The 19,087-nt window shown below is 68.9% G+C and carries 14 protein-coding genes; 3 read left to right on the forward strand and 11 right to left on the reverse strand.

Translation table 11 applies throughout. The features are described 5' to 3' along the window. Nucleotides 1–2,304 (forward strand): Helicase associated domain protein (locus tag AAW14_RS37420; protein ID WP_416223435.1); only part of this gene is annotated, 2,304 nt, incomplete at its 5' end. Between the two features lie 659 nt (nucleotides 2,305–2,963). Here the strand turns inward: AAW14_RS37420 and AAW14_RS37425 are convergent. From AAW14_RS37425 to AAW14_RS37460, 6 genes are all read right to left on the reverse strand, one after another. Then, nucleotides 2,964–3,272 (reverse strand): hypothetical protein, encoded by a 309-nt coding sequence (locus AAW14_RS37425; protein WP_265568930.1) that lies wholly within the window; start codon nucleotides 3,270–3,272, stop codon nucleotides 2,964–2,966. A 36-nt stretch (nucleotides 3,273–3,308) separates the two neighbouring features. Further along, the gene (locus tag AAW14_RS39575) at nucleotides 3,309–7,100 is read right to left on the reverse strand and encodes a polymorphic toxin-type HINT domain-containing protein (RefSeq protein ID WP_322741162.1); all 3,792 of its coding nucleotides are present in this window, start codon (nucleotides 7,098–7,100) and stop codon (nucleotides 3,309–3,311) included. A 335-nt stretch (nucleotides 7,101–7,435) separates the two neighbouring features. Next, nucleotides 7,436–9,010 (reverse strand): S1 family peptidase, encoded by a 1,575-nt coding sequence (locus tag AAW14_RS37445; protein WP_265568931.1) that lies wholly within the window; start codon nucleotides 9,008–9,010, stop codon nucleotides 7,436–7,438. A gap of 52 nt (nucleotides 9,011–9,062) precedes the next feature. Further along, nucleotides 9,063–9,581 (reverse strand): hypothetical protein, encoded by a 519-nt coding sequence (locus AAW14_RS37450; RefSeq protein ID WP_265568932.1) that lies wholly within the window; start codon nucleotides 9,579–9,581, stop codon nucleotides 9,063–9,065. A gap of 112 nt (nucleotides 9,582–9,693) precedes the next feature. Further along, the gene (locus AAW14_RS37455) at nucleotides 9,694–10,437 is read right to left on the reverse strand and encodes a hypothetical protein (RefSeq protein ID WP_265568933.1); all 744 of its coding nucleotides are present in this window, start codon (nucleotides 10,435–10,437) and stop codon (nucleotides 9,694–9,696) included. A 235-nt stretch (nucleotides 10,438–10,672) separates the two neighbouring features. Beyond that, nucleotides 10,673–10,876, reverse strand: coding sequence for a hypothetical protein (locus tag AAW14_RS37460; protein WP_265568934.1), 204 nt, complete (start codon nucleotides 10,874–10,876; stop codon nucleotides 10,673–10,675). Nucleotides 10,877–11,015: 139 nt separating this feature from the next. On the opposite strand from AAW14_RS37460, the gene AAW14_RS37465 reads away from it, so the two are divergent. Further along, entirely contained in the window at nucleotides 11,016–11,561 is a 546-nt protein-coding gene (locus AAW14_RS37465) for a hypothetical protein (RefSeq protein WP_265568935.1), read from the forward strand. Here AAW14_RS37465 and AAW14_RS37470 read toward each other — a convergent pair. Further along, complete coding sequence (locus AAW14_RS37470) at nucleotides 11,479–13,551, reverse strand: RNA polymerase sigma factor (protein ID WP_265568936.1); 2,073 nt, start codon at nucleotides 13,549–13,551, stop codon at nucleotides 11,479–11,481. The genes AAW14_RS37465 and AAW14_RS37470 overlap by 83 nt on opposite strands. A 247-nt stretch (nucleotides 13,552–13,798) precedes the next feature. On the opposite strand from AAW14_RS37470, the gene AAW14_RS37475 reads away from it, so the two are divergent. Next, on the forward strand, nucleotides 13,799–14,566 hold the full coding sequence (locus AAW14_RS37475) for a transposase (RefSeq protein ID WP_265568937.1): 768 nt from the start codon (nucleotides 13,799–13,801) through the stop codon (nucleotides 14,564–14,566). Nucleotides 14,567–14,838: 272 nt separating this feature from the next. Here AAW14_RS37475 and AAW14_RS37480 read toward each other — a convergent pair whose 3' ends face one another. Genes AAW14_RS37480 through AAW14_RS37495 form a run of 4 tightly spaced genes read right to left on the reverse strand, consistent with a single transcriptional unit; the run spans nucleotide 14,839 to nucleotide 19,032 of the window. After that, on the reverse strand, nucleotides 14,839–15,981 hold the full coding sequence (locus AAW14_RS37480) for an LLM class flavin-dependent oxidoreductase (RefSeq protein WP_265568939.1): 1,143 nt from the start codon (nucleotides 15,979–15,981) through the stop codon (nucleotides 14,839–14,841). A gap of 32 nt (nucleotides 15,982–16,013) precedes the next feature. Further along, complete coding sequence (locus AAW14_RS37485) at nucleotides 16,014–17,198, reverse strand: SfnB family sulfur acquisition oxidoreductase (RefSeq protein WP_265568940.1); 1,185 nt, start codon at nucleotides 17,196–17,198, stop codon at nucleotides 16,014–16,016. Between the two features lie 5 nt (nucleotides 17,199–17,203). Then, nucleotides 17,204–17,758, reverse strand: coding sequence for an NADPH-dependent FMN reductase (ssuE, locus tag AAW14_RS37490; RefSeq protein WP_265568941.1), 555 nt, complete (start codon nucleotides 17,756–17,758; stop codon nucleotides 17,204–17,206). A 56-nt stretch (nucleotides 17,759–17,814) separates the two neighbouring features. After that, a complete protein-coding gene (locus AAW14_RS37495; protein WP_265568944.1) occupies nucleotides 17,815–19,032 on the reverse strand; it encodes an acyl-CoA dehydrogenase family protein in 1,218 nt (405 codons plus the stop codon). Nucleotides 19,033–19,087: the final 55 nt, after the last annotated feature.

Consider the following 19,087-nt stretch of genomic DNA (forward strand, 5'->3'; position numbering starts at 1 on the left):
CCGGTGCATGGTCTGCGGGGGCAGGTGCACGCGGCGTGCGGGACGGGAAAGACGGTGATCGCGGCCGCGGCGGCGAAGCGGATGGTGCCCCGGGGGCGTGTCCTGGTGGTGATGCCGACGCTGGACCTGCTGTCCCAGACAGTGCGGGCGTGGCGTGCCGTTGGGCATACGGGGCCGGCGGTGGCGGTCTGCTCCATGCAGGAGGACCCGGAGCTGTGGCACTTGCAGGTACGGGCGACGACGAACCCGATCCAGCTGGCGCTGTGGCACGGCCAGGGGCCGGTCACCATCTACGCCACCTATGCCTCCCTGGGCGTGCTGGCGGAGGCCTTCGAGGGCGCCTACGGCCAGAAGCTTTCCCCGGTGGACTTCGCGTGCGTAGATGAAGCTCACCGCACTTCCGGATCGCTCGGGAAGGCGTGGGCGGCCATCCACGACCAAGCGGTGATCCCGGCGGCGCGGCGACTGTACCTGACCGCCACGCCGCGGATCTGGCAGGAACGGCCCTCGCACTGGGAAGTGGCCGAAGGCGTGCGCGACGCGCTGCCGTGGGAGATGGCGGCGAGTATGGACGACGAAGAGATCTTCGGACCCGTGCTCTACAAGCTGAGCATCGCGTCGGCGGTGGCCCGGGGCCTGTTGGCGCGGTACCAGATCATCGTGGTTGAGCTGAGGGACCCGGTGGTCACTCCGGAGCGGCTGCAGGGCCCGGAAAAACGGGAGGAGGAGGTGCGCGGGCAGCGGCTCGGGGCCCTGCAGGCCGCGCTCCTGCGCACCATGGCGGACCACCAGCTACAGACCACCATCACCTTCCACCACCGAACCATCGAGGCGCAGGCCTACGCGGAGGGCCTCACGCGGGTCGCGGCGAAGCTGCACGCCGATCAGCCGGAGAAGTACCCGAAGGCGATCTGGGCCAACTGGCTGTGCGGGGAGCACGAGCCGCAACGCCGGCGGGAAGTCCTGGGCAGCTTCGGCACCACCGCGCGGCGGGCCGTCCTGTCGAACTGTCGCGTCCTGGGCGAAGGCGTCGACATCAGAAGCGTGGACAGTGTTGCCCTGTTGGACCCCAAAGGCGCGCCGCACGACATCGTCCAGGCCATCGGTCGGGCGCTGCGGCAAAAGCCCGGACAGGCAAAGCTGGCGAGTCTGATCGTGCCTGTGTTCCTTCAGGCCGGAGAAAAGCCGGAGGACATGTTCACCTCCGGGTCGTACCGGCCCCTGGTGAAGGTCCTTCAAGGCCTTCGGGCCCACGACGAAGAGGCCATCGAATTCCTCGCCATCCCCCAGGACAGCCCGACGCGCACCAAGCCGGTCACCGACATCGGTGAAGCACCCGGGGAAGGCGCAGCAGAATCACGGCTGCTGCTGCGTTTTGCCGCCCCGCGGGATCCCGTCATGGTCGCCGAGTGGGTCTCCTTCAACGTCATCGACACCGAACGACAAGACTGGGCCCGCGGCTACTCAGCGCTACGCCGCTACGTCGAACGTGAGGGCCACGCGCGCGTGCCCTACGACCATAAAGAGGCCCCCGGTCCGTATCCGCTCGGGCAGTGGGTTGCAGAACAACGAAGGGCCTACCGAGCCGCGCAGCTGTCCGGCAAGCGCGCCGAACGACTCGAAGTGCTCGGCATGGTCTGGGACGCCGCCGACGCCGCCTTCCAGGAGAACCTTGCCGCCGCGCGGGTCTACTACGAGCAACACTGGACGCTGTGCGCGCCGCGGACCGCGACCGCTCTAGACCGGCCGGTAGGACAGTGGCTGTCCAACCTCCGGCGGCCCGGAGCTCTGGCCGGGCACCCAGAGCGGGAAGCCGCGCTGGTCGCGATCGATGAGGACTGGAACCCGGCATGGCCGGCCGACTGGCAACGCCACTACGCCGCCCTCCGGGAGCTCCTGCGCGACGAAGAGGGCCAGAGCGACGTCCTGCCCGGCGTGACGGTGCACGGGATGGACGTCGGACGATGGCTGAGCAAGCAGCGCCAGCACACCGTCTGGGCGGGGCTGATGGACGGCCAACGTGAACGCCTCGACCAACTCGGCATCAAGGCGCTGCCCCACCAGGAGACGCCCGCCAAGCCCGTCAAGAGCGGCTCTGGGGCATTCGACCGAGGCATTCAGGCACTGCGGCAGTACACAGCCCGCACCGGCTCTGTAGGGCCCATCAGCCGATCCCATGTAGAAGTCCTGCCGGACGGAACCGAGATCCGGCTGGGGGTATGGCGCAGCAACATGCGCAGCCGGAAATCCTCGCTGCCGGAAGGACGGCGCCAACAGCTGGCAGATCTCGGCCTGTTCGACTGATTCGACTGAGGGGACCCGGATCCGGGTGGGCTGTGCCGCAGCCTGCCGGATTGGTTTCGTTATGCCCATTACCGGATGGGCCGATAAGCCGTTTGCCACGGTGGCGTCGCGCCATGCACATCCGACCCCCGCGGATGCGCGACACCTTCGCCCGCCGCAGCGGCCGTGCCTTTCTCTTGCTGGCACTCGTGCTCGTGGCCCATGCGATGTGCCGTCTTCGTGACAGTGAGCCACCTGGGGATGTACCGACCCAGGACAGCCGCGATGTCGCGAAGAACCACCGCCGTGTCAGTGGCAAGCACCAGCCACGAGCCGAACGACCAGCAAGAACAACGACTCTCCCGCTCAACCGTGACTGACACGCTCTCACTGACACGAAGCCGGCACATCGCATCTTCGGGGCAAACTTGCTCAGTTTGCGCTGGTCGAGCACGGATGCCAGCGAGGTGGCCAGGCTCGGACTATCAATGTGGCCGCCCCGATCGCTGGAACAGGACTGTCTGCTCGTCCAGGGAGGCGAATATCTCCTCGACCAGTCGCTTGAGGCCCTGCACCAGCGCTATGAGAGCGGTGCAGGGCCTCACGGGTCAAAGATCCTAGCTTCTCTGGATGACGAACAGCCGTCAGGAGGGTAGTTTTCGTTGACTGGCTGATATGGGTCAGTCCGAGCCGAGCGTCCGCAAGTAGTCCCGCAGCAGCGAGAACAGTGCCGAAACTGCCTCTTCATTCTGTGCAGGCGAGAATGAGCGGACATCTGAAACCTTCAGCGTGGGATCTACCTCACACAAGACCAGACCCCACCAGGTGAGTTCGCTCGGTCCTCTCCCCCGCTTGCCCAGCCAGGCACGGAATCCGTTCATCGTGGCCGCGCCCGAACACATGTCGAATCCATCCAGAAAGGCGCAGACCTCACTGAAGGACTGGGACATCGTGTACATCCCGACACGCCGTTCCAGTGTGTCGAGCACTTCCTGAAGCTTTATTACCCGCACTGTTCGCCAATCTTATGGATTCGGGGAGACGAGGGTCCACTCGTGGTCCTCTGGATATGCCCATTCCGTCTTCCATTGCTCGATGGGTATCCCGTCGGGTCCCGTGAACTGGTCGTATACTCGATCATCCTTGACGAGAAATGTGTGATGCCCCCACGATTCGTTGGCGAGTTTGTAATCGCCCAGGCTGGGGAGTCCGTGTTTCGGAGTGATGGTCCAGATCTCTCCTCCCATCTTCTTCTGGAGCTTGGCCGCGAACTCGTCACAACCTGCATTATGCACGAGCACCGGTGTCGAACCTGCCAGCACGTAGTAGGTGTGGAAGCTTTCTACGGTGAGGTTGTAGGTGCGTACCCGCTGGTCGAAGGCGCGGTTTGTCTGTACGCGTACCGTGCTCCCGTCATTGGTCAACAGGGTGGAACCGGGGCGCAAGTCGCGGGCTTTCGTCCAGTGGTTCTGCGATGCGTTCCAGAAGGGATGTTCGTAGGTGGCGGTTAGTTTCTGTGGGCCAGTTGGTGTAGCGATTGTCAGTTCGTCGAAATGCTTGTCGCCGTCGGTGATGACGAGACGGGTGACTGTGTGGGGCTCGGTCTTCTGGGTGAGCGGGTCTGTTGCAACGACCTTGTCGCCTGCCTCAACGTCCTCGATCCTCTTTGTCGAGCCACCGGCCATGAGCACTTTGGTGCCGGCGATAAAGCACTGACTGCAGCTCTCTTCCGCGCCGCCCTGTTCCTCTTGCTGGGCCTCACGGAAGGCTTGTCCGAGGCCGTTGTTGAAGCGGCTGATGCCGTCGGTGATTCCGTAGATTCCCGCGCCCGCTGTCGCGACGCCGAACGCGATGGCCGGTGCGCCTGCCAGGCAGCCGGCGCCACTAAAGCAGGCTGCTACGCCTCCGATGGTGAGGTCAGTTCCTTCGTTCACGGCTCCGACACTGGTAAAGGTCTCGATCAGGCCTTTCCAGACGTCGGGGTTTTCGATGATTGCCTGCCCGTAGTCGCCGATCGTGTTGACCGTGTTCTTGAGCCAGTCCGGTACCCAGCTGTCGTCGTCTTTCTGTTGGCTCTTTTTCAGTTGCTCCTCGTACCACTGCCGCCAGCGGGCCTGCTCTTGTTGCCGCTTGGCGACAGCGGTGTGGTAGGCCTCTGTTGCCGCTTGGTTGGCTGCGGTGGCGTCCTTCCCTGCAGCGGTGGCGGAGGCACGGGCTTGCTGGGCTGCTGTCCAGGCCGAGTCGGCGGAGCCGCGCGCGGCGGTGGCCGAGTACTGAGCCCGGGCGGCGGAGGTGACGGCCGCGGCTGCCGCGTTCTCAGCGTTCTGCTGGGCGTTGCGGGCGGTTTTGGCCGAGGCGGCGGCGTCCTTGGCGGACTGTTCGGCCTGGTTGGCGTAGTTGTTGGCCTGGGTGGCGTACTTCTGGGCGTCGTTGGCGGCTGCTTCGGCTTGCCTGCGGTAGCCCTCGGCTTCGGCCGCTGCCTTGGCGGCGGTGGCTGCTGCCCTGCCCGCTTCGGCCGCGTTCTTCTGTGCGGTGGCGGCGATGCCCGCGGCCTGCGCTATCAGCTGCTGGATCTGCTGCTCGTGGGTGGCACCCAGTTGGTCCTGGCGCTGGGCCTTGTACTGGCCGACCGTGATGTAGGCGTGGAGCAGGCCGGAGGGGCCTTCGAGAGCGATGCGAGCTGCGGCCCTGACCTGCGGGCCGTTGCTCTTGTTGTTGGTGTCGGCGAGCTGGGCCGCGCGGACGCGTTCGTCCTGGGTGCGCGCCAGTGAGTCGCCGGTGGTGATGAACTGGCGCAGGGCGTCTGTGGTGTCGGTGTTCAGGGCGGTGCGGCCGGCCTGCTGCTCGATCGGTCCTGCGTTGGCGATGGTCCGGGCGACGACAAGGCGCATGTCCTGCTTCATGGCCTCGTACTGGCCGGTGGCCAGGAAGGTGCTCACCGCCGAGTCGTCGCCCTCCAGCGCCTTGGCGGCGGCGGCGCGTACGTCAGCGGAGCCGGCGTGCGTCGCCAGCTGCTGGATGTTCTCACGGTCGTCCTGGGCACTGGCCTGCTGGCGGCCGGTGCGGACGTAGTCGGTCACGTCCTGGTCGGAGCCGGCCAGGGCCACGAGAGCGGCGGACTGGCTCCAGGACCGGCCGGTCTTGGCGGTGGCCAGGGCCACCTTGCGGGCTTCGGGAGCGATCTTCGCCGGGTCGGCGCCGGGCTGGGCGGCCTGGTCGGCCAGCTTGCCTGCCTCGGCCTGCAGGTCCTTGGCCTGCTGCACGGCGGCTTGCTGTGCCGCGGTGCGCTGGTCCTCCTGGGCTTTGAGGTCCCGGGCGCGGGCGATGGCCTCGTTGGTGCGGGCGGTCAGCTGCTCGGCCTCGATGCGGACCGCGAGGTCGTGGACCTTCTGGGCCTTGGCGACCGCTGCACTGGCCACGTCGGCGTCCTTCTTGGCCTCCTTGGCATGCGCCGCCGACTGCTTAGCGGCGGTCCCCGCTTCACCCGCGTGCTTGGCCGCGTCGTCGGCGGCCTTGGCCGCGTTCTCCGCGTGGGTGGCGGCGTCGTTCGCGGCGTCACGGGCCTCTCCGGCGGAGGAGGCGGCCTCCTGTGCCAGTGCCTGGGCGGCGTCGGCGGCGCGGCCGGCCTCGCGGGCGTGGCGGTGTGCGGCGGCCGCGGCGTTCTGCGCTTCGGCGGAGTGGGCTCCGGCCTGGTCGGCGTAGGAATTGGCCTGATCGGCGGCGTCCGCGGCGTCGTTGGCGTTGCTGCCGGCGCCGCTGGCCGCCTTGGCCGCATCGACAGCCGACGCGGCCGCGGTACGCGCCGAGTCCGCGGCTTGGGCGGCGGCGTGCGCACCCGCGGCGGCATCCCGTGCGTTTTGGGCGGCCTTGCGTGCGGCGCCGGCCTGGCCGGCGTCGAGGGCCGCGTTCGCGGCGGCGTCACGGGCCTGGGAGGCCGCCTCGGCGGCACCGTCCGCGGCCGCTGCGGCAGCCGAGGCCGCGTTCGCAGCGACACGGGCGGCATCGGTGGCCGCCGCGGCGGCGTCGATCGCGGTCTGCGCGGCGGTGGCGGCCTGCTGGGCGGCGCTCGCCGCACGGGCGGCGGCCGCCGCCGCGTGCTGGGTGTCCTTCTGGGCCGCCTGTGTCTCCGCGGCGGCCTTCTGGGCGGCTTCTTTGGCCAGTTTGGCTGCGGTCACCGCACGGTCAGAGGCGTCCTTGGCGGCCCGGGTCTGCTGCCCGGCGAGCTTTCCCGCCTTCGCCGCCTGATCGGCCAGCTGCGCGATCGTGGCGTGTTCCTGGTCGTGCGCGCGGGCCACGTACTGCCCGACCTGGAGGAACTCGTGGATGTCGTCGGCGCTGCCGTTGATCGCGATCCGGCCGGCCGCCTGGACGTTCGGACCGCCGGCATCGATGATCTGCGCCGTCTGGACGCGCTCGTCCTGTTCCCGCTCGGTGTACTGGTCGTTGGCGAGGAACTTCTTGATGTCCTCAGGCGTGCCGTTCAGCGCCGCCTCGCCGGCCTTTCTCACCAGCGGGCCGCTGACATCGATGATCTGCGCGACCCGGATGCGCTGGTCCTGCAGCAGCGGCGCCTTCCAGCCGTCCTTCAAGAAGGCCTGCAGCTGGTCGGGCGAGTTGCTGTCCAGGGCGGTGCGGGCGGCCTGCTGGAGGTAGGTCCCGCCGACACTGGCGACCTGAGCGGTGGCGACGCGTTCGTCCTGGAACTGGATGTCGGAGGCCTGAGCCAGGAAGTTCTTGACGTCGTCGTCACTGCCGACCAGGGCGGCTTCGGCGGCGGCGCGCACGCCGGGCCCGCCGCTCTCCCACAACCGCACCACCTTGGCACGGTCGGTGTCCGGAAGCGGACTACCTGTTGCGGTTGTCGGTGGGGTCCCATCGGCTCTGGCAGGTGTGGGTCCCAGCAGGCCCAGTACCAGCGCGCTGGGCAGCAGGCCCAGACACAGCGCGCGGACCGCGTGCTGTGTCCCTGCCGCCACGCGCCGCGGGCGTCGTGGATGTCTCACTGCGGACTCTATTCGTCTCATGTTTATGGGGGGGTGTGTGCACCGGCTCGCACAGGGACCAGCACTGATCACAGGCCCCTGCGCGGCCGGGCCCGGGGGACGGCCCGTCGGTGTTCCGCGGATCCGTCCCTCGAACGGTGTGTGGAACGTCAGTTGGCCGGTGCGAGGCGGACTTCGTCGTGCAGGCCCTTGGCGTCCACGCCGGTGAAGAGGCTGACGTGGCCGTCATTCCAGCGGACGATGATGTCGTTCGCGGCAGTGTCGGCGGTGAAAGCGCCCGCGGTGACCACGGCGGCGTCCTTCCACTCCGAATTCCTCGGCCGGATCCTGACCTCGCCGGGCAGTGCCTTGCCGGTCAGGCCCGGGTAGAGGGTGGTCTCGCCGTCGACCCAGCGCACCAGCAGGTCATCGGTAGCCTTGCCGGTGAAGGATCCGGCGGTGAGGTTCTCGGCGTAGGGCCAGGTGGTGGTGTTCTTGGCGACGATCTGCGTCTGCTTGCTCAGCCCGTTGGCCGCCAGATCAGCGAAGACGGACACGTGGCCGTCCTTCCAGACGGCCAGTAGGTCGTCGCGGTGGCCGCCCGGTGTGAAGCGGCCGCCGGTCAGCAGACGCGCGTCGTTCTGCCAGGCGGGAGTGTTCCGCGGGGCGAGTTGCTTCTCGCCGTGGAAACCCTTGGTATCCACGGTGGTGTACTGGGTCATCTCGCCGTCGTTCCAGCGCACGACGAGACCGTCCGTGCCACCACCGGTGGCATTGACACCGGTGATCGAGACGGCATGAGTCCAGATGCTCTTGCGGGGCGCCAGCTGATGCTCGGCGGCGAAGGGGTGCGCGGGGTCGCCTGCGTCGCCGCCCTGGTAGAGGGTGACCTCGCCGTCGTTCCACAGGACGATCAGGTCCATGTGCCGGGTGCCGCCCGCGGAGCCGCCGGTGTAGTAGCCGGCGGTCATCTGCACGGCGTCCTTCCACGGCGCGTTCGCGAAGGTCGTGCTGTAGGCGACCTGCTGGACCCAGCCCGCTAGATCATCGGCACGGGCCGCCACCGCCCCGGTACGGGTCTGGGACGGGTCGGTGCCCAGACAACCGCCCTGCCAGGAACGGCTGCTGACTCCGACGACAGCCGGATGACCGGCGGCGGTGCTCAGTACCGGACCGCCGGTGTCGCCCTTGCAGATCGCCGCGCCGTCCGGCTTCCCGGCCAGATCGACCGTGGTGGCACCGACGTTCTGGGTGGTGAAGGCGGCGGCATGCACCTGGTCGGGCACCCACTCGTCCTTTGTGCGCCCAAAGCCCGCGGCCCGCACCTCGTCGCCCGCACCGGGCGCCGTGCCCGCCACCGGGATCGGGGTGATACCCCTGACGGGCTTGGCCAGTTGAGCCATCACCACGTCCCGGTCCGTACGGGGCACGAGGTTCACCACCTGCTGAGCGGTGCCGCCGATGGTCGCCGTCGTCTTCAGCTTCGGCACGCCGGGAGCAAGGGGGCCACCCGGGGTGTCGGTGAAACAGCTCGCCGCCGTCAGCAGCCACTGCGGAGCCACCAGCGTGGCCGAACAGCCGCGCTGCCCGCCGATGTCAAGCCGTGCGGTCGCGGCGGACACCGCATCAGAAGCCTGCGGGCCCGACACCGCGGCCGCGGGCGTGCCCGACAAGGCGGCGGCAGCCAGCGACGTAGCCGCGATCAGACCGGAAGTCCGCGCGATGCGCGGACGAAAGCCAGACATGAACGTTCCCCGTTTCATGTGAGATCGGTGAGAAGAAGGACAGGCCGGTCGGTCAGCCCGTGACGCGCAGTTCCACCAGAACAGTGGACGCACCCCCGGCGGTCCCCTCACCAACACTCTGATAGCCGTTCTTCGCCACGCTCACCGTCTTGACCGGCGCCGACGGGTCCCCCTGCGGCTTCAGATCCGCGCTGATCGGATGATCAGCGGTCTCCAACGCGATGACGTGCGGGAGCTCCAACGTGAGATAACCAGTCTTGGCGACCGCCTTGAAGCAGTAGGCCCCCTGCGGGTTGCCGCCCTGGCCCTGCACGGTGAGGACCCTGATCTGCTGGGCCGATTCATCACACGCGGCAAGGGTGATGTGCCCGTCGCCCTTGATCAGCCTGATGCCCTTGTCATGCTGAATCTGATCCGCATTGGGGTAGGCGAAGTCCTCCACCGCGGACGGCGGTGTGTCGTTTCCCGACGGCGGCTGCGGGTCCGCAGAAGCGAGCATCGGCGTGCCCGCCAGCGCCAGGACGGCAGCAAACCCCGCGAGCGGGAGCATCCTGCGGATGCGAGGAGTCACCCGGATTCCTTTCCAGGCACGGGTGACGGCATGGCGGAATAACATCTGCAGCCCCCCGGTGCACACAGACGTAAAGCAAAAATAAGTGGTCGGCCGTGATCCTAAAACGACGTCAGAAGTAAACCAACGTAATAAGACTCACACACAACTCACGGAACCTACACCGCAGATTCACAGTCAGGGCATGGGCATAGCGCCACCGAGGTGACACATCACCCACCAAAGATCGCGGGTCGGGCTGACACCCAGAACTGGCGTCATAGTTGCCCGCCAAATTTCTTTTGAAGTCGCCGTCACGGCCAGTCAGCTGCCGCTTGGCGCGTAGGACGTCATCATGGTGTCCGGCGCGTTCGAAGGCAGCGAGGACATCGCTGTCGCCCGCGGCCTGGCCCGCACCTTCCTCCAGGATGTGCAAGCCGTGCACGAACATCAGGGCTCGCTCGGCCCGCTGTTCGGCGGCCGCCCGGTCCTCATGCTCGCGGGCGACCTTGGGCGTGCGGCGTTCGCCGGGCTCGCGGACCTGCTCAGCCTTCAACCGCCGCGCCTTCCGATAGGCACCCTGCTTGGAGGTCACGCACAGCGCTCCGGTGAAGTGCTGCCACGGCACGCCAGCCGCCCGGCCGTCCCCGACCGCTTTCAACTGCCCGGCGTCGGCTTGCTCGCGTAGGTACTGCCACAACGTCGCGCGCAGCACCGCGGCCTCACCGACCACGTTGACTGGACTGTCCCTGGGCTGCTTCGGCTCGCCCGCCCACGTCTGCGCGTGATCCAGCACAAGGAACAGCTCATGCAAGGCCGGGAACCGCTCGTACGCCGGGTCCCCGCCCCACAGGTACAGCTCCCTCAGACGGCTCACGATCCGGCCGGTGCTGGATCTCCCCCAGGCGGATCGGCGGTCGCTTCGGGCGGGGCTGCCCAGAGGCCTTCGCGGTCCTCCTCACCACACTCGAAGTCTTCGCCACCAGCCGGTTCCCAATCTGGGAACCGATCCCGACCACCCGGACCGGCGACGCCGACGGACGGAAGTTCACCCGGGAATCCTCACACCTCAGCACGGGAAGTCCACACGCCTTGGGCCGCGTTTACGCGGGTCAGCGAATTCCGTCGGCAGCCCGGTAGAAGCGGCGGGGTACGCGGCCCTCCACCTTCGGCAGGACGCGGGTACCCGGCTGCCAGAACGTGGCGCCGGTCCGCTTCACGCCGTCCAGGCCGCGGCCGGCCACGATGCGACCGATCCCGAACATCAGGGATTCGGCGGTCTCCTCCACCTGCTTGTCGAACGTCGTCTGTGCCATCGGCCGTGCCCTTTCGGTGTGCTTGCGGGCACCTCACACCACACCCGGAAGCGGACACCGACGCCAGGACGGCTTCCCTGTGGATAGATTCCGTGTGTCTGGGCGGGCGGATACGCCTTTGCTGGGTGAAGCTGAAGGGGTGAGCATCAGTAGCGAGCACCCGGTAAGTGCTGAGCAGATCTACGCAGCGCTGGCCGCTCTTGGGGCTGAGCCGGTGGCAGGTCCGGAGAAGCGACCCGAGGGGCCGCAGGAAGAAGAACGCCTGCACCTGTTGGGCAGTCTGCTGGCGAAAACGGAGCTTGAGATCACCGCCGCAACCCGTCTGACCGAGGAAGGGGAGATCGAGGACGTCCTTGAGACGTTGCTCGGTTGGGGGGAACAGGTCGGAGCGGATCCTGGTCTGGCGGTCAACGTCCTGACGAACCGGCTGCAGCGCACCGCGCTGCAGGTCTGCGAACACGAGGCGGAAGAAGTGCCACCCGGACGGGAGGCCGCCTTCGCCGCTTCCATGACAGCGGTGTACGCGCTCAGCGCGCAGCTGCACGCCGAGCGCGGCGATACGGAGGGAACCCGACGCGCTCTGAGCGGGGCGGAAGAAGCCCTCATCGACATCCTGCAAGGCATGCATGACCTGCGCGTCGCGATCGGCGACGCACCGGGGCCTGAGGACGAAGCCGACAGCTGACCCGCTCGGCATCTGACCCACAAGAGCCTCCACCGACGGGAGCCGGTACGGGGCCGCAGTCCGTTCTCCAGCATCCTGTGCCGCCCGCAGACTCTCCTGCTCGGGCGCAATGACCAGGACCGTGCCGAGTTCCATGAAAGGACCGACCGGAATCCAGGGGAGCGCACCTCATCCCGGGGCTGTGTCCACACCGCGCATGCCGGGTCCCGGATGGTGAACCGTCCGGGACCTTTATGCGGGCGCTGCTCAGCGGGCCGCGAGCCCCCGGGGTGCCCCGGGAAGCTCGTCGTGTGGCGGTCTCCCCCATCTGCTCGGGAACCCACGGCACGGCGCGAGCGGTGCCGCGTCGCTTGCGGGGGCGCGTTTGGAGGCGGGTGGGCCGGTCGATGGGGTTGGTGGGCTGACTGGCGGTGGTTGTCAGCAGCGTGCGGATCTCGCAGGCGAAGTCGGGGCCGGGCAGGGGCAGCTCCATGTCGGGTTCGCGGAGGTAGCCGACGGCGACGGCAGTGGGCACGAATTTCATGAGTCCGGTGACCGCGGCGGAGCGGGGTCGGCGGGTGGTCTGCGCGGCCAGGCGCCGCAGAATGCGCAGAAGCGTGCTGGTGGGGGCTGTGTCGATGCGGCCTCGCTGGGAGGGGCTGTCGGTGGGGGGCGTGGGGTGGACGTCGTCGGTCTGATGGTGCCACCACCGGGCGGTGTCGTCCTCTCCCAAAGAGAGGTGATGGAGGTAGAGGCAGTATGCGGCGGCAGCCTGACCGGCGCCGGCGGCGTACTGCCACCAGAAGCGGGCGCCGCCGTCGGTGTCGGTCAGCTGCAAGACGCAGGCCAGAATCATCGCGCTCGTGGGCTCGGGTACCTGGTCGGTGACGAACGCGCCGACCGCCGTGGCGGGGGTGTGGGTGACCAGGGCTTCGCATAGTGCGCGCAGGTCCTTCGCCGCGGTCGTGTTCGCCGCTTCGCCCGCTTTGACTGGCCGGACAGCGGTGTGTGGGCAGGGGTCGGGGCGGCTGGGCGGTACGACGTCGCGTGGTACGGCGCGGTCGCGGACCAGTAGTGCCCTGGACAGGATTTCTTGAAGCGGTGTCACGCGGCAGGTCCTTTCGGTCTCGGGCGGCAGGGTGAGGGCGCTCTGCAGGAATCGGTAGGCGTGAGGCCCGTCGGACCGCACGGCGGCCAAGGGCACACCGAGGAGATAGGAGGCCTTCTCGACGGTGGCGCCGCAGAGGTAGCGGAGCACCATGACGTCGAGTTGAGCTGCGGGCAGTCTGCTGATCGCTTTGAACAGCTCGAGGCTTTCCGTCAGCTGTGCCGTACGGCCGTCCGAGGAGCGATGGACACGCAGGGCGACGGTGTCGAAGACCGCGTTCTCCAGCTCGGGGAGGTTGTCGCGGTATGTGGCCTTGGCCATGACGGTGGCCCGCAGGATGTTCCGGGCGTAGCGGCGGATGTCGGGGCTGGCCAGGGCGTCGTCCCAGGACAGCCAGAGGATGGCGAAGGTGTCTTCGACCGCGGCGTCGCACACCTCAGCGGGGAGGAACACCTGGGCGTAGCAGCGGTATTCGCATTCCACCATGAGCCGCAAAGGACCATGCTCAATGGGTGGTCCGCTGCGGGTGGTAACCGAGGCAGCGCCCTCGCTGGACCGATCGATCCATTCGCTCGTCTTGCCGATATCACGGGCCGCCTGCCGCCACAGCCGGTACAGAGGCCAGGTGGGGATGTCCAGTGCGGTGGACAGGCGGTGGATGACCTCCCACCGCGGGTAGTTGCCTACGCCGCGCAGCAGTTCGGAAAGCTTCGACTTGGCCAGCAGGACGTGATCGCTGAGGTCGCTGAGGGTGCGGCCGCTGGTGATGTAGCTGCATTTGGTCGGCCCCAGCCAGGCCCGATGGGAACTGACCACGTTGTCCGCGATCGGACCGAGCTTGCGTCCGGGGCGTACCGGCGTCGGCCCGGGGGCCGGCGCCGGTGACTCAAAGGGCGTTGTCACGGGGCGCCGTCCTCCTTATCGGGCGCCGCCGGCATGCGGTTCCCCCGGGTCGTCGCGTTGCGCGAGCGGGTCGCACGTACGACCTGCTGCACGGTCAGTCCGAGGACGGGGGCCAGCGTGGCGATCAGGGCCTCATGGCACCGGGGCCGACCCGCATGCTCTTCGCCGTCTGGGCCCAAAACGGCTGGCGGCCCTGCTGATCCGCCACAGCCGCGGGCAGTGGCGCGAGGACCACGCCGAGAAGATCATGGAAGCGGCCCGCGAGACCCTGCGCCTGTGGCCCGACGGCCTGCTCGGCCACGCCGAGCTGGCCGAGGACATCGCCGCCGAGGCCCAGCTCGCCGACCACCTGAACACGCAGATCACCGCACTGGAGGACCGGATCGCCGTCCTCTACGACGAAGCCGACCCCGGCCAGATCATGGCTTCCGGGCCCGGCCTGGGCGTCATCACAGCGGCGGGCATCCTCGGACGCCTGGGCGACCCCAACCGGTTCACCAGCCTCGCGGCCGTCCGCTCCTTCACCGGACTGGTCCCCCGCATCAGCCAGTCCGGCCTGACCGGCCGCCACGGACCACCCACCCGGGCCGGTGACCCCGGACTGCGCGAAACCGTGTTCAAGGCCGCCGACCTGGCCCGCCACGTCGACCCCACCCTCGCCAGCCGCTACCACGACCTGGTGGTCAGCAAAGGCAAGCACCACAACTCCGCCCTCTGCACCCTCGCCGCGATGCTGATCACCCGACTCGCCGCATGCTGGCGCAACGGCACCCGCTACGAACTCCGGCACACCGACGGCCACGAGATCACCGAAGCCGAAGGCCGCACCATCTGCGCCACCCGATACAAGATCGACAAGGCAGACCGCGCCAAGACAGTGATCCACAGGCGAAGCCAACGCCTCAAGGACACCACGACGAGCCGACGCGAAAAGGAGTCGCTCAGCGCTCCGGCAGCCGGCTCGTCTGCCAGCCACCCTACGAACGCCGCCCGAAGAACACCACAACGGACTTGACGTCCGTTAGGAACTCAACGCCCCGGGGTACGGGCGCCGTCAATCCCGGCCTTGGAACTCCTAACAAAGTGAGAGGCTGACCAAGCGGCGCCGATGACGCTGCAGGCCAGGCTGAGGAAGGCTTCAAGCTCGCCCGGGAGCAGCTGGACGCGCTGCGCGAGTTGGGCGTGCAGTGGGCGTAGCGCTTGTTGGCGTGTGGTCGTCCGCCGCAGCAGGCAGTGGTCGGCCACACGCCAAATCTGGTGCTCAGTGCGCAGGTGTCTGATCTCGTTTCAGCTCGCGAACGGCACCTGCGCCGCCTGCTCCGGCCGGGGGTCGTACGGGTGGTGCCACAGGCCCTGTGCGGCCAGCCGTGGCAGCACTCCCTCACCGAACCAGTACGCCTCCTCCAGGTGCGGATAGCCGGACAGCACGAACTCGTCGATGCCAAGGGCGTGGTACTCGCGGATTCGTTCGACGATCTCGTCGTGGCTGCCGACCAGCGCGGTGCCCGCGCCACCGCGCACGAGGCCGATGCCGGCCCAGAGGTTCGGGTGGATCTCCAGGCTCTCCCGGCTCCCTCCGTGCAAGGCGAGCATGCGCCGCTGTCCCTCCGACTCGCTGCAAGCCAGTCCGGCCTGTACAGATTGCACCGTCTGCGGGTCGAAGCCCGCCAGCAGGCGGTCCGCTTCGGCCCACGCCTGTGTGGAGGTGTCGCGGGTGATGACGTGCAGGCGGATACCGAAGCGGACGGTGCGGCCCTCCTGCGCGGCCAGCGCCCGGATCCAGGCGATCTTCTCCGCGACCTGGGCGGGCGGCTCACCCCAGGTGAGGTACACGTCGGCGTGCCGTGCGGCGACCTTTCCGGCCACGGGGGACGAGCCGCCGAAGTACACCTCGGGCACCGGGTCGGGTACCCGGGCGAGCCTCGCCTCCTCGAGTTGGAGGTGCTCCCCCGCCAGGTCGACGGTCTTTGCGTCCCACAACTCCCGCACAACGTGGAGGAATTCGCCGGTACGGCGGTAGCGGGCGTCCTTGTTGAGGAAGTCGCCGTAGGCGCGCTGCTCGTGGCCCTCGCCGCCCGTGACGACGTTGAGCAGGAGCCGTCCGCCGGTCTGCCGCTGGAAGGTGGCGGCCATCTGCGCGGCCAGCGTGGGCGAGACGAAGCCGGGGCGGAAGGCGACCAGGAACTTCAGGCGCTCGCTGTGCTGGGAGACCATGGCCGTGGTCAGCCACGCGTCCTCGCACCAGGCGCCGGTGGGGGTGAGCGCACCCACGAACCCCAGGTCCTCGGCGGCGCGGGCGATCTGGCTCAGGTAGGCCACGGTCGGCGGCCGGTCTGGTCCCAACGCGGTGGCCGGGGTGCCGTGGCCGCCGCCGACGACATGGCGGCTGTCGCCGTTGGTCGGAAGGAACCAGTGGAAGGTGAGGGACACGTGAGGTCTCCGATCTGAATGCCCACTGCCCGTCACAGCAGGCCGTGGCGCGGTGGCCGTGTGCCGCTGAGCACGTATCTGCCGATGTGCTGGATCTTCCAGCGGGCCGGGTCGTGCAGGGTGTGGGTGCGGGCGTCACGCCAGTGGCGGTGCAGGTTGAGGGAGTTGAGCGCGGAACGGGTGCCGGCCACCTCGAACAGGGCGCCGGTCACCTCGACCGTGACGTGTGCCGCGTGTGCCTTGGCGGCGGCCACGGCGATCGACGCCTCGGCCGCCGAGTCGTCGGTGAGGCCGGCGCGCGCCGCGTCCACTGTGCGGGCCGCCTCGCGCAGCAGCGCCTCGGACGCCCGCAGCTGCACGGCGAGCTCACCGAACCGCTGGATCAGCAGCGGGTCCTCGGCGGCCGTCTCGGCCCCGCTTTCGAACCAGGGGCGGCTCTTGGTGCGGACGAACTCGGCGGCTTCGGCCAGGGCACCCTGGGCGATTCCCGCGTCGATGGCCGCGTGCAGCAGCTGTGCGAGCGCACCGTGGAGTTGGGGTTGCCGGAAGGTGAGGTGATGGGGCAGGACGCGGTCGGCCGGAACGGGCACGGCCTCGAGCCGCACGGTGCCGCTGGCCGTGGTGCGCTGCCCCATTCCGTCCCAGTCGTCGATCACGCTGAGTCCGGGGGCGTTTCGGGGGACGTAGGCCACGTGCAGGTTCTCGTCCTCGGCGCGGGCGAGGACCGGGATCCAGTCGGCGAACAGCGCACCGGTGGCGTAGTGCTTGACGCCGGTCAGGACGTAGGAGCGCTCGGAGCGTGGTTCGAGGCGGGTACGGATGTCCTGGACGTGTTTGGTGCCCGCCTCGGACTGGGCGTTGCCGAAGCGGCGTCCGGCGAGCACCTCGGCGAAGAAGAACCTCTGCTGGCTCTGGCTGCCCTGACGGCGTACCACGTTGACGTAGACGAAATGGCTCTGCGGGATCTGGGCGAGGCTTGCGTCGGCTGAGGCCAGCAGCCGGAAGATCTCGGCGAGGGTGAGCATGCTGACGTCTGCACCGCCGTGCTCGGCGGGGACGGTGACGGCGAGGAGCCCCGACGCGGACAGTTTCTCCACCTCGGCCCGTGGGAGCTTGCGTTCGGCGTCGCGTGCGCAGGCCCCGGCGCGGAATTCCTCGGCCAGGGCGGCGGCGACGGCGAGGGCCTCGGCGTCGTCGGCGATCACGTGCGCGGACATGGCGCTCAGCCGGCCGCGGCCAGGATGGGGCTGTGACCCAGCGCCGCCGAAAACTGGTCGATCACCTGGGTGAGTGCCTGGGCAGCACTCGCCACGACGGCCACAGAGCCGTCGTCGCGCACGGTGATGTCCTTGTCGAGGGTGAACCAGCCCTGCACGATGTGGGCCGCGCCCATGGAACCGAGGACCGGGCGGAGCGCGTAATCGATGGCCAGGACATGGGCCCTCGACCCGCCGGTGGCCAGCGGCAGCACGGTTTTGCCTGTGAGGGCGTACTGCGGGAGCAGGTCGAGGAGTGCCTTGAGGACGCCGGAGTACGACGCCTTGTAGACGGGGGTGGCGATGACGACGCCGTCCGCGCGGGCGAACAGTTCGGTGACCTCCACGATGGCAGGGTGCCGGAAGTTGGCGCCGAGCAGGGCCTGGGCGGGGATGGTGCGGACGTCCAGCGGGATCACCTCGTGGCCCTGTGCGACGAGCCGGTCGTCGAGGTGGCGCAGCAGCCGGTTGGTGCGGGAGGAGGCGGAAGGGCTGCCGGAGACGGACAGGACGGTGGCCATGGGTCCTCTTTCGGGGAGCGGGGGCGCCCGCGCACGGCGGGCGCCCCCGGGAAGGGTCAGGAGTACCAGGTGGGTTCGGGCAGTGCGCCTTCGAGGACCCAGCGGCCGACCTCACCGCGCTTGTAGGCGACGGGGTCGTGCAGGGTGTGGGTGCGGACGTTGCACCAGAAGCGGTCCAGGCCCTCGGCGGTGGTGGTGGACCGGGCGCCGGTCACCTCGAAGAAGCGGCTGGTGATCTCCAGGGCGACCTCGGTGGCGCGGGCCTTGACGGCCGCCACGCGCACCTCGAACTCGCCGCGAATCTGCTCGGTGACCGCGCCGGGGCCGTCGTGCAGCTTCTGTCCCCCGGCGGCGACAGCGTCGGCGAGCGCCTCAGCTGCCCAGAGCTTCGCGGTGAGGTCACCGTAGGTGTCGATGACGTGGGGCTCGTCGACCGCGCGCTCGTGGCCGCCGTGCAGCCAGGGCCGGGTCTTGCTGCGGGTGTAGGTGGCCGCCGTCTCCAGCGCGCCGCCGGCGATGCCGAGGTAGAAGCTGACGAAGACGAGCTGGATGGTGGGCACGTTGAGGGTGTTGTAGGTGCGCGGCTGGAACTCCTTGTCGGCATAGCCGGCCGCCGAGGACCACGGTGTGCGGACGCCGTCGATGGTGACGCTTCCGCTCTCGGTGAGCCGCTGGCCGATGTTGTCCCAGTCGTCGTGGAAGGCCAGGCCCTCGCTGTCGGAGGGCACGATCGCGAAGACATGCTGGTCGGTGCCGTCCAGGACGCCTTCGAGGACGGTGACGTCGGAGACCTTGCTGCCGGTGGAGAAGGTCTTGCGGCCGCTGAAGACCAGGTCGTCGCCTTCCTCGGTGACGACGACGTCCTTGTCGCGCGGGTTGACGGCCCCGCCGAAGAACCAGCGCTCGCGCGCGGCCACGGCCTCAAGGCGCTCCCACTGCTCGCGGGTGCCGACCAGGCGGGCGGCCCAGTTCCACAGATAGTGGTAGCCGAGGAGCTGGCCGATGGAGCCATCGGCCTTGGCGACCTCGCGTACGACGCGGTAGGCGGCGCTCCAGCCCTGGCCGGCGCCGCCGTGCTCGACGGGGCCGAGCAGGGTGACCAGGCCGGAGTCCTTCAGGAGCTGGACCTCGGCGTACGGGGCGGCGCCGGCGCGGTCGCGTGCGCCGGCACCGGTGGCGAGGACCGCCGCGACCTCGGCGGCGCGTGCGATCCAGTCCTGAGCGGTCACCGCGGCGGGGCGGGTCTGCCATTCGATGGCCGTGGTGGTGCTCATGCGGGTGACCTCTTTCGCGGGGCGCAGCAGCGTGGGAGAGGCAGGTGCGGGTCCG

This window comes from Streptomyces hygroscopicus (assembly GCF_026168105.1).
Taxonomy (GTDB): Bacteria; Actinomycetota; Actinomycetes; order Streptomycetales; family Streptomycetaceae; genus Streptomyces; species Streptomyces hygroscopicus_D.

Excerpts from the sequence above, each read along its gene's own strand:
- AAW14_RS37460 (WP_265568934.1), bottom strand. The coding sequence starts at position 10,876 with ATGGCACAGACGACGTTCGACAAGCAGGTGGAGGAGACCGCCGAATCC.
- AAW14_RS37495 (WP_265568944.1), bottom strand. The coding sequence starts at position 19,032 with ATGAGCACCACCACGGCCATCGAATGGCAGACCCGCCCCGCCGCGGTG.
- AAW14_RS37445 (WP_265568931.1), bottom strand. The coding sequence starts at position 9,010 with ATGTCTGGCTTTCGTCCGCGCATCGCGCGGACTTCCGGTCTGATCGCG.
- AAW14_RS37485 (WP_265568940.1), bottom strand. The coding sequence starts at position 17,198 with ATGTCCGCGCACGTGATCGCCGACGACGCCGAGGCCCTCGCCGTCGCC.
- AAW14_RS37475 (WP_265568937.1), top strand. The coding sequence starts at position 13,799 with ATGGAAGCGGCCCGCGAGACCCTGCGCCTGTGGCCCGACGGCCTGCTC.
- ssuE (WP_265568941.1), bottom strand. The coding sequence starts at position 17,758 with ATGGCCACCGTCCTGTCCGTCTCCGGCAGCCCTTCCGCCTCCTCCCGC.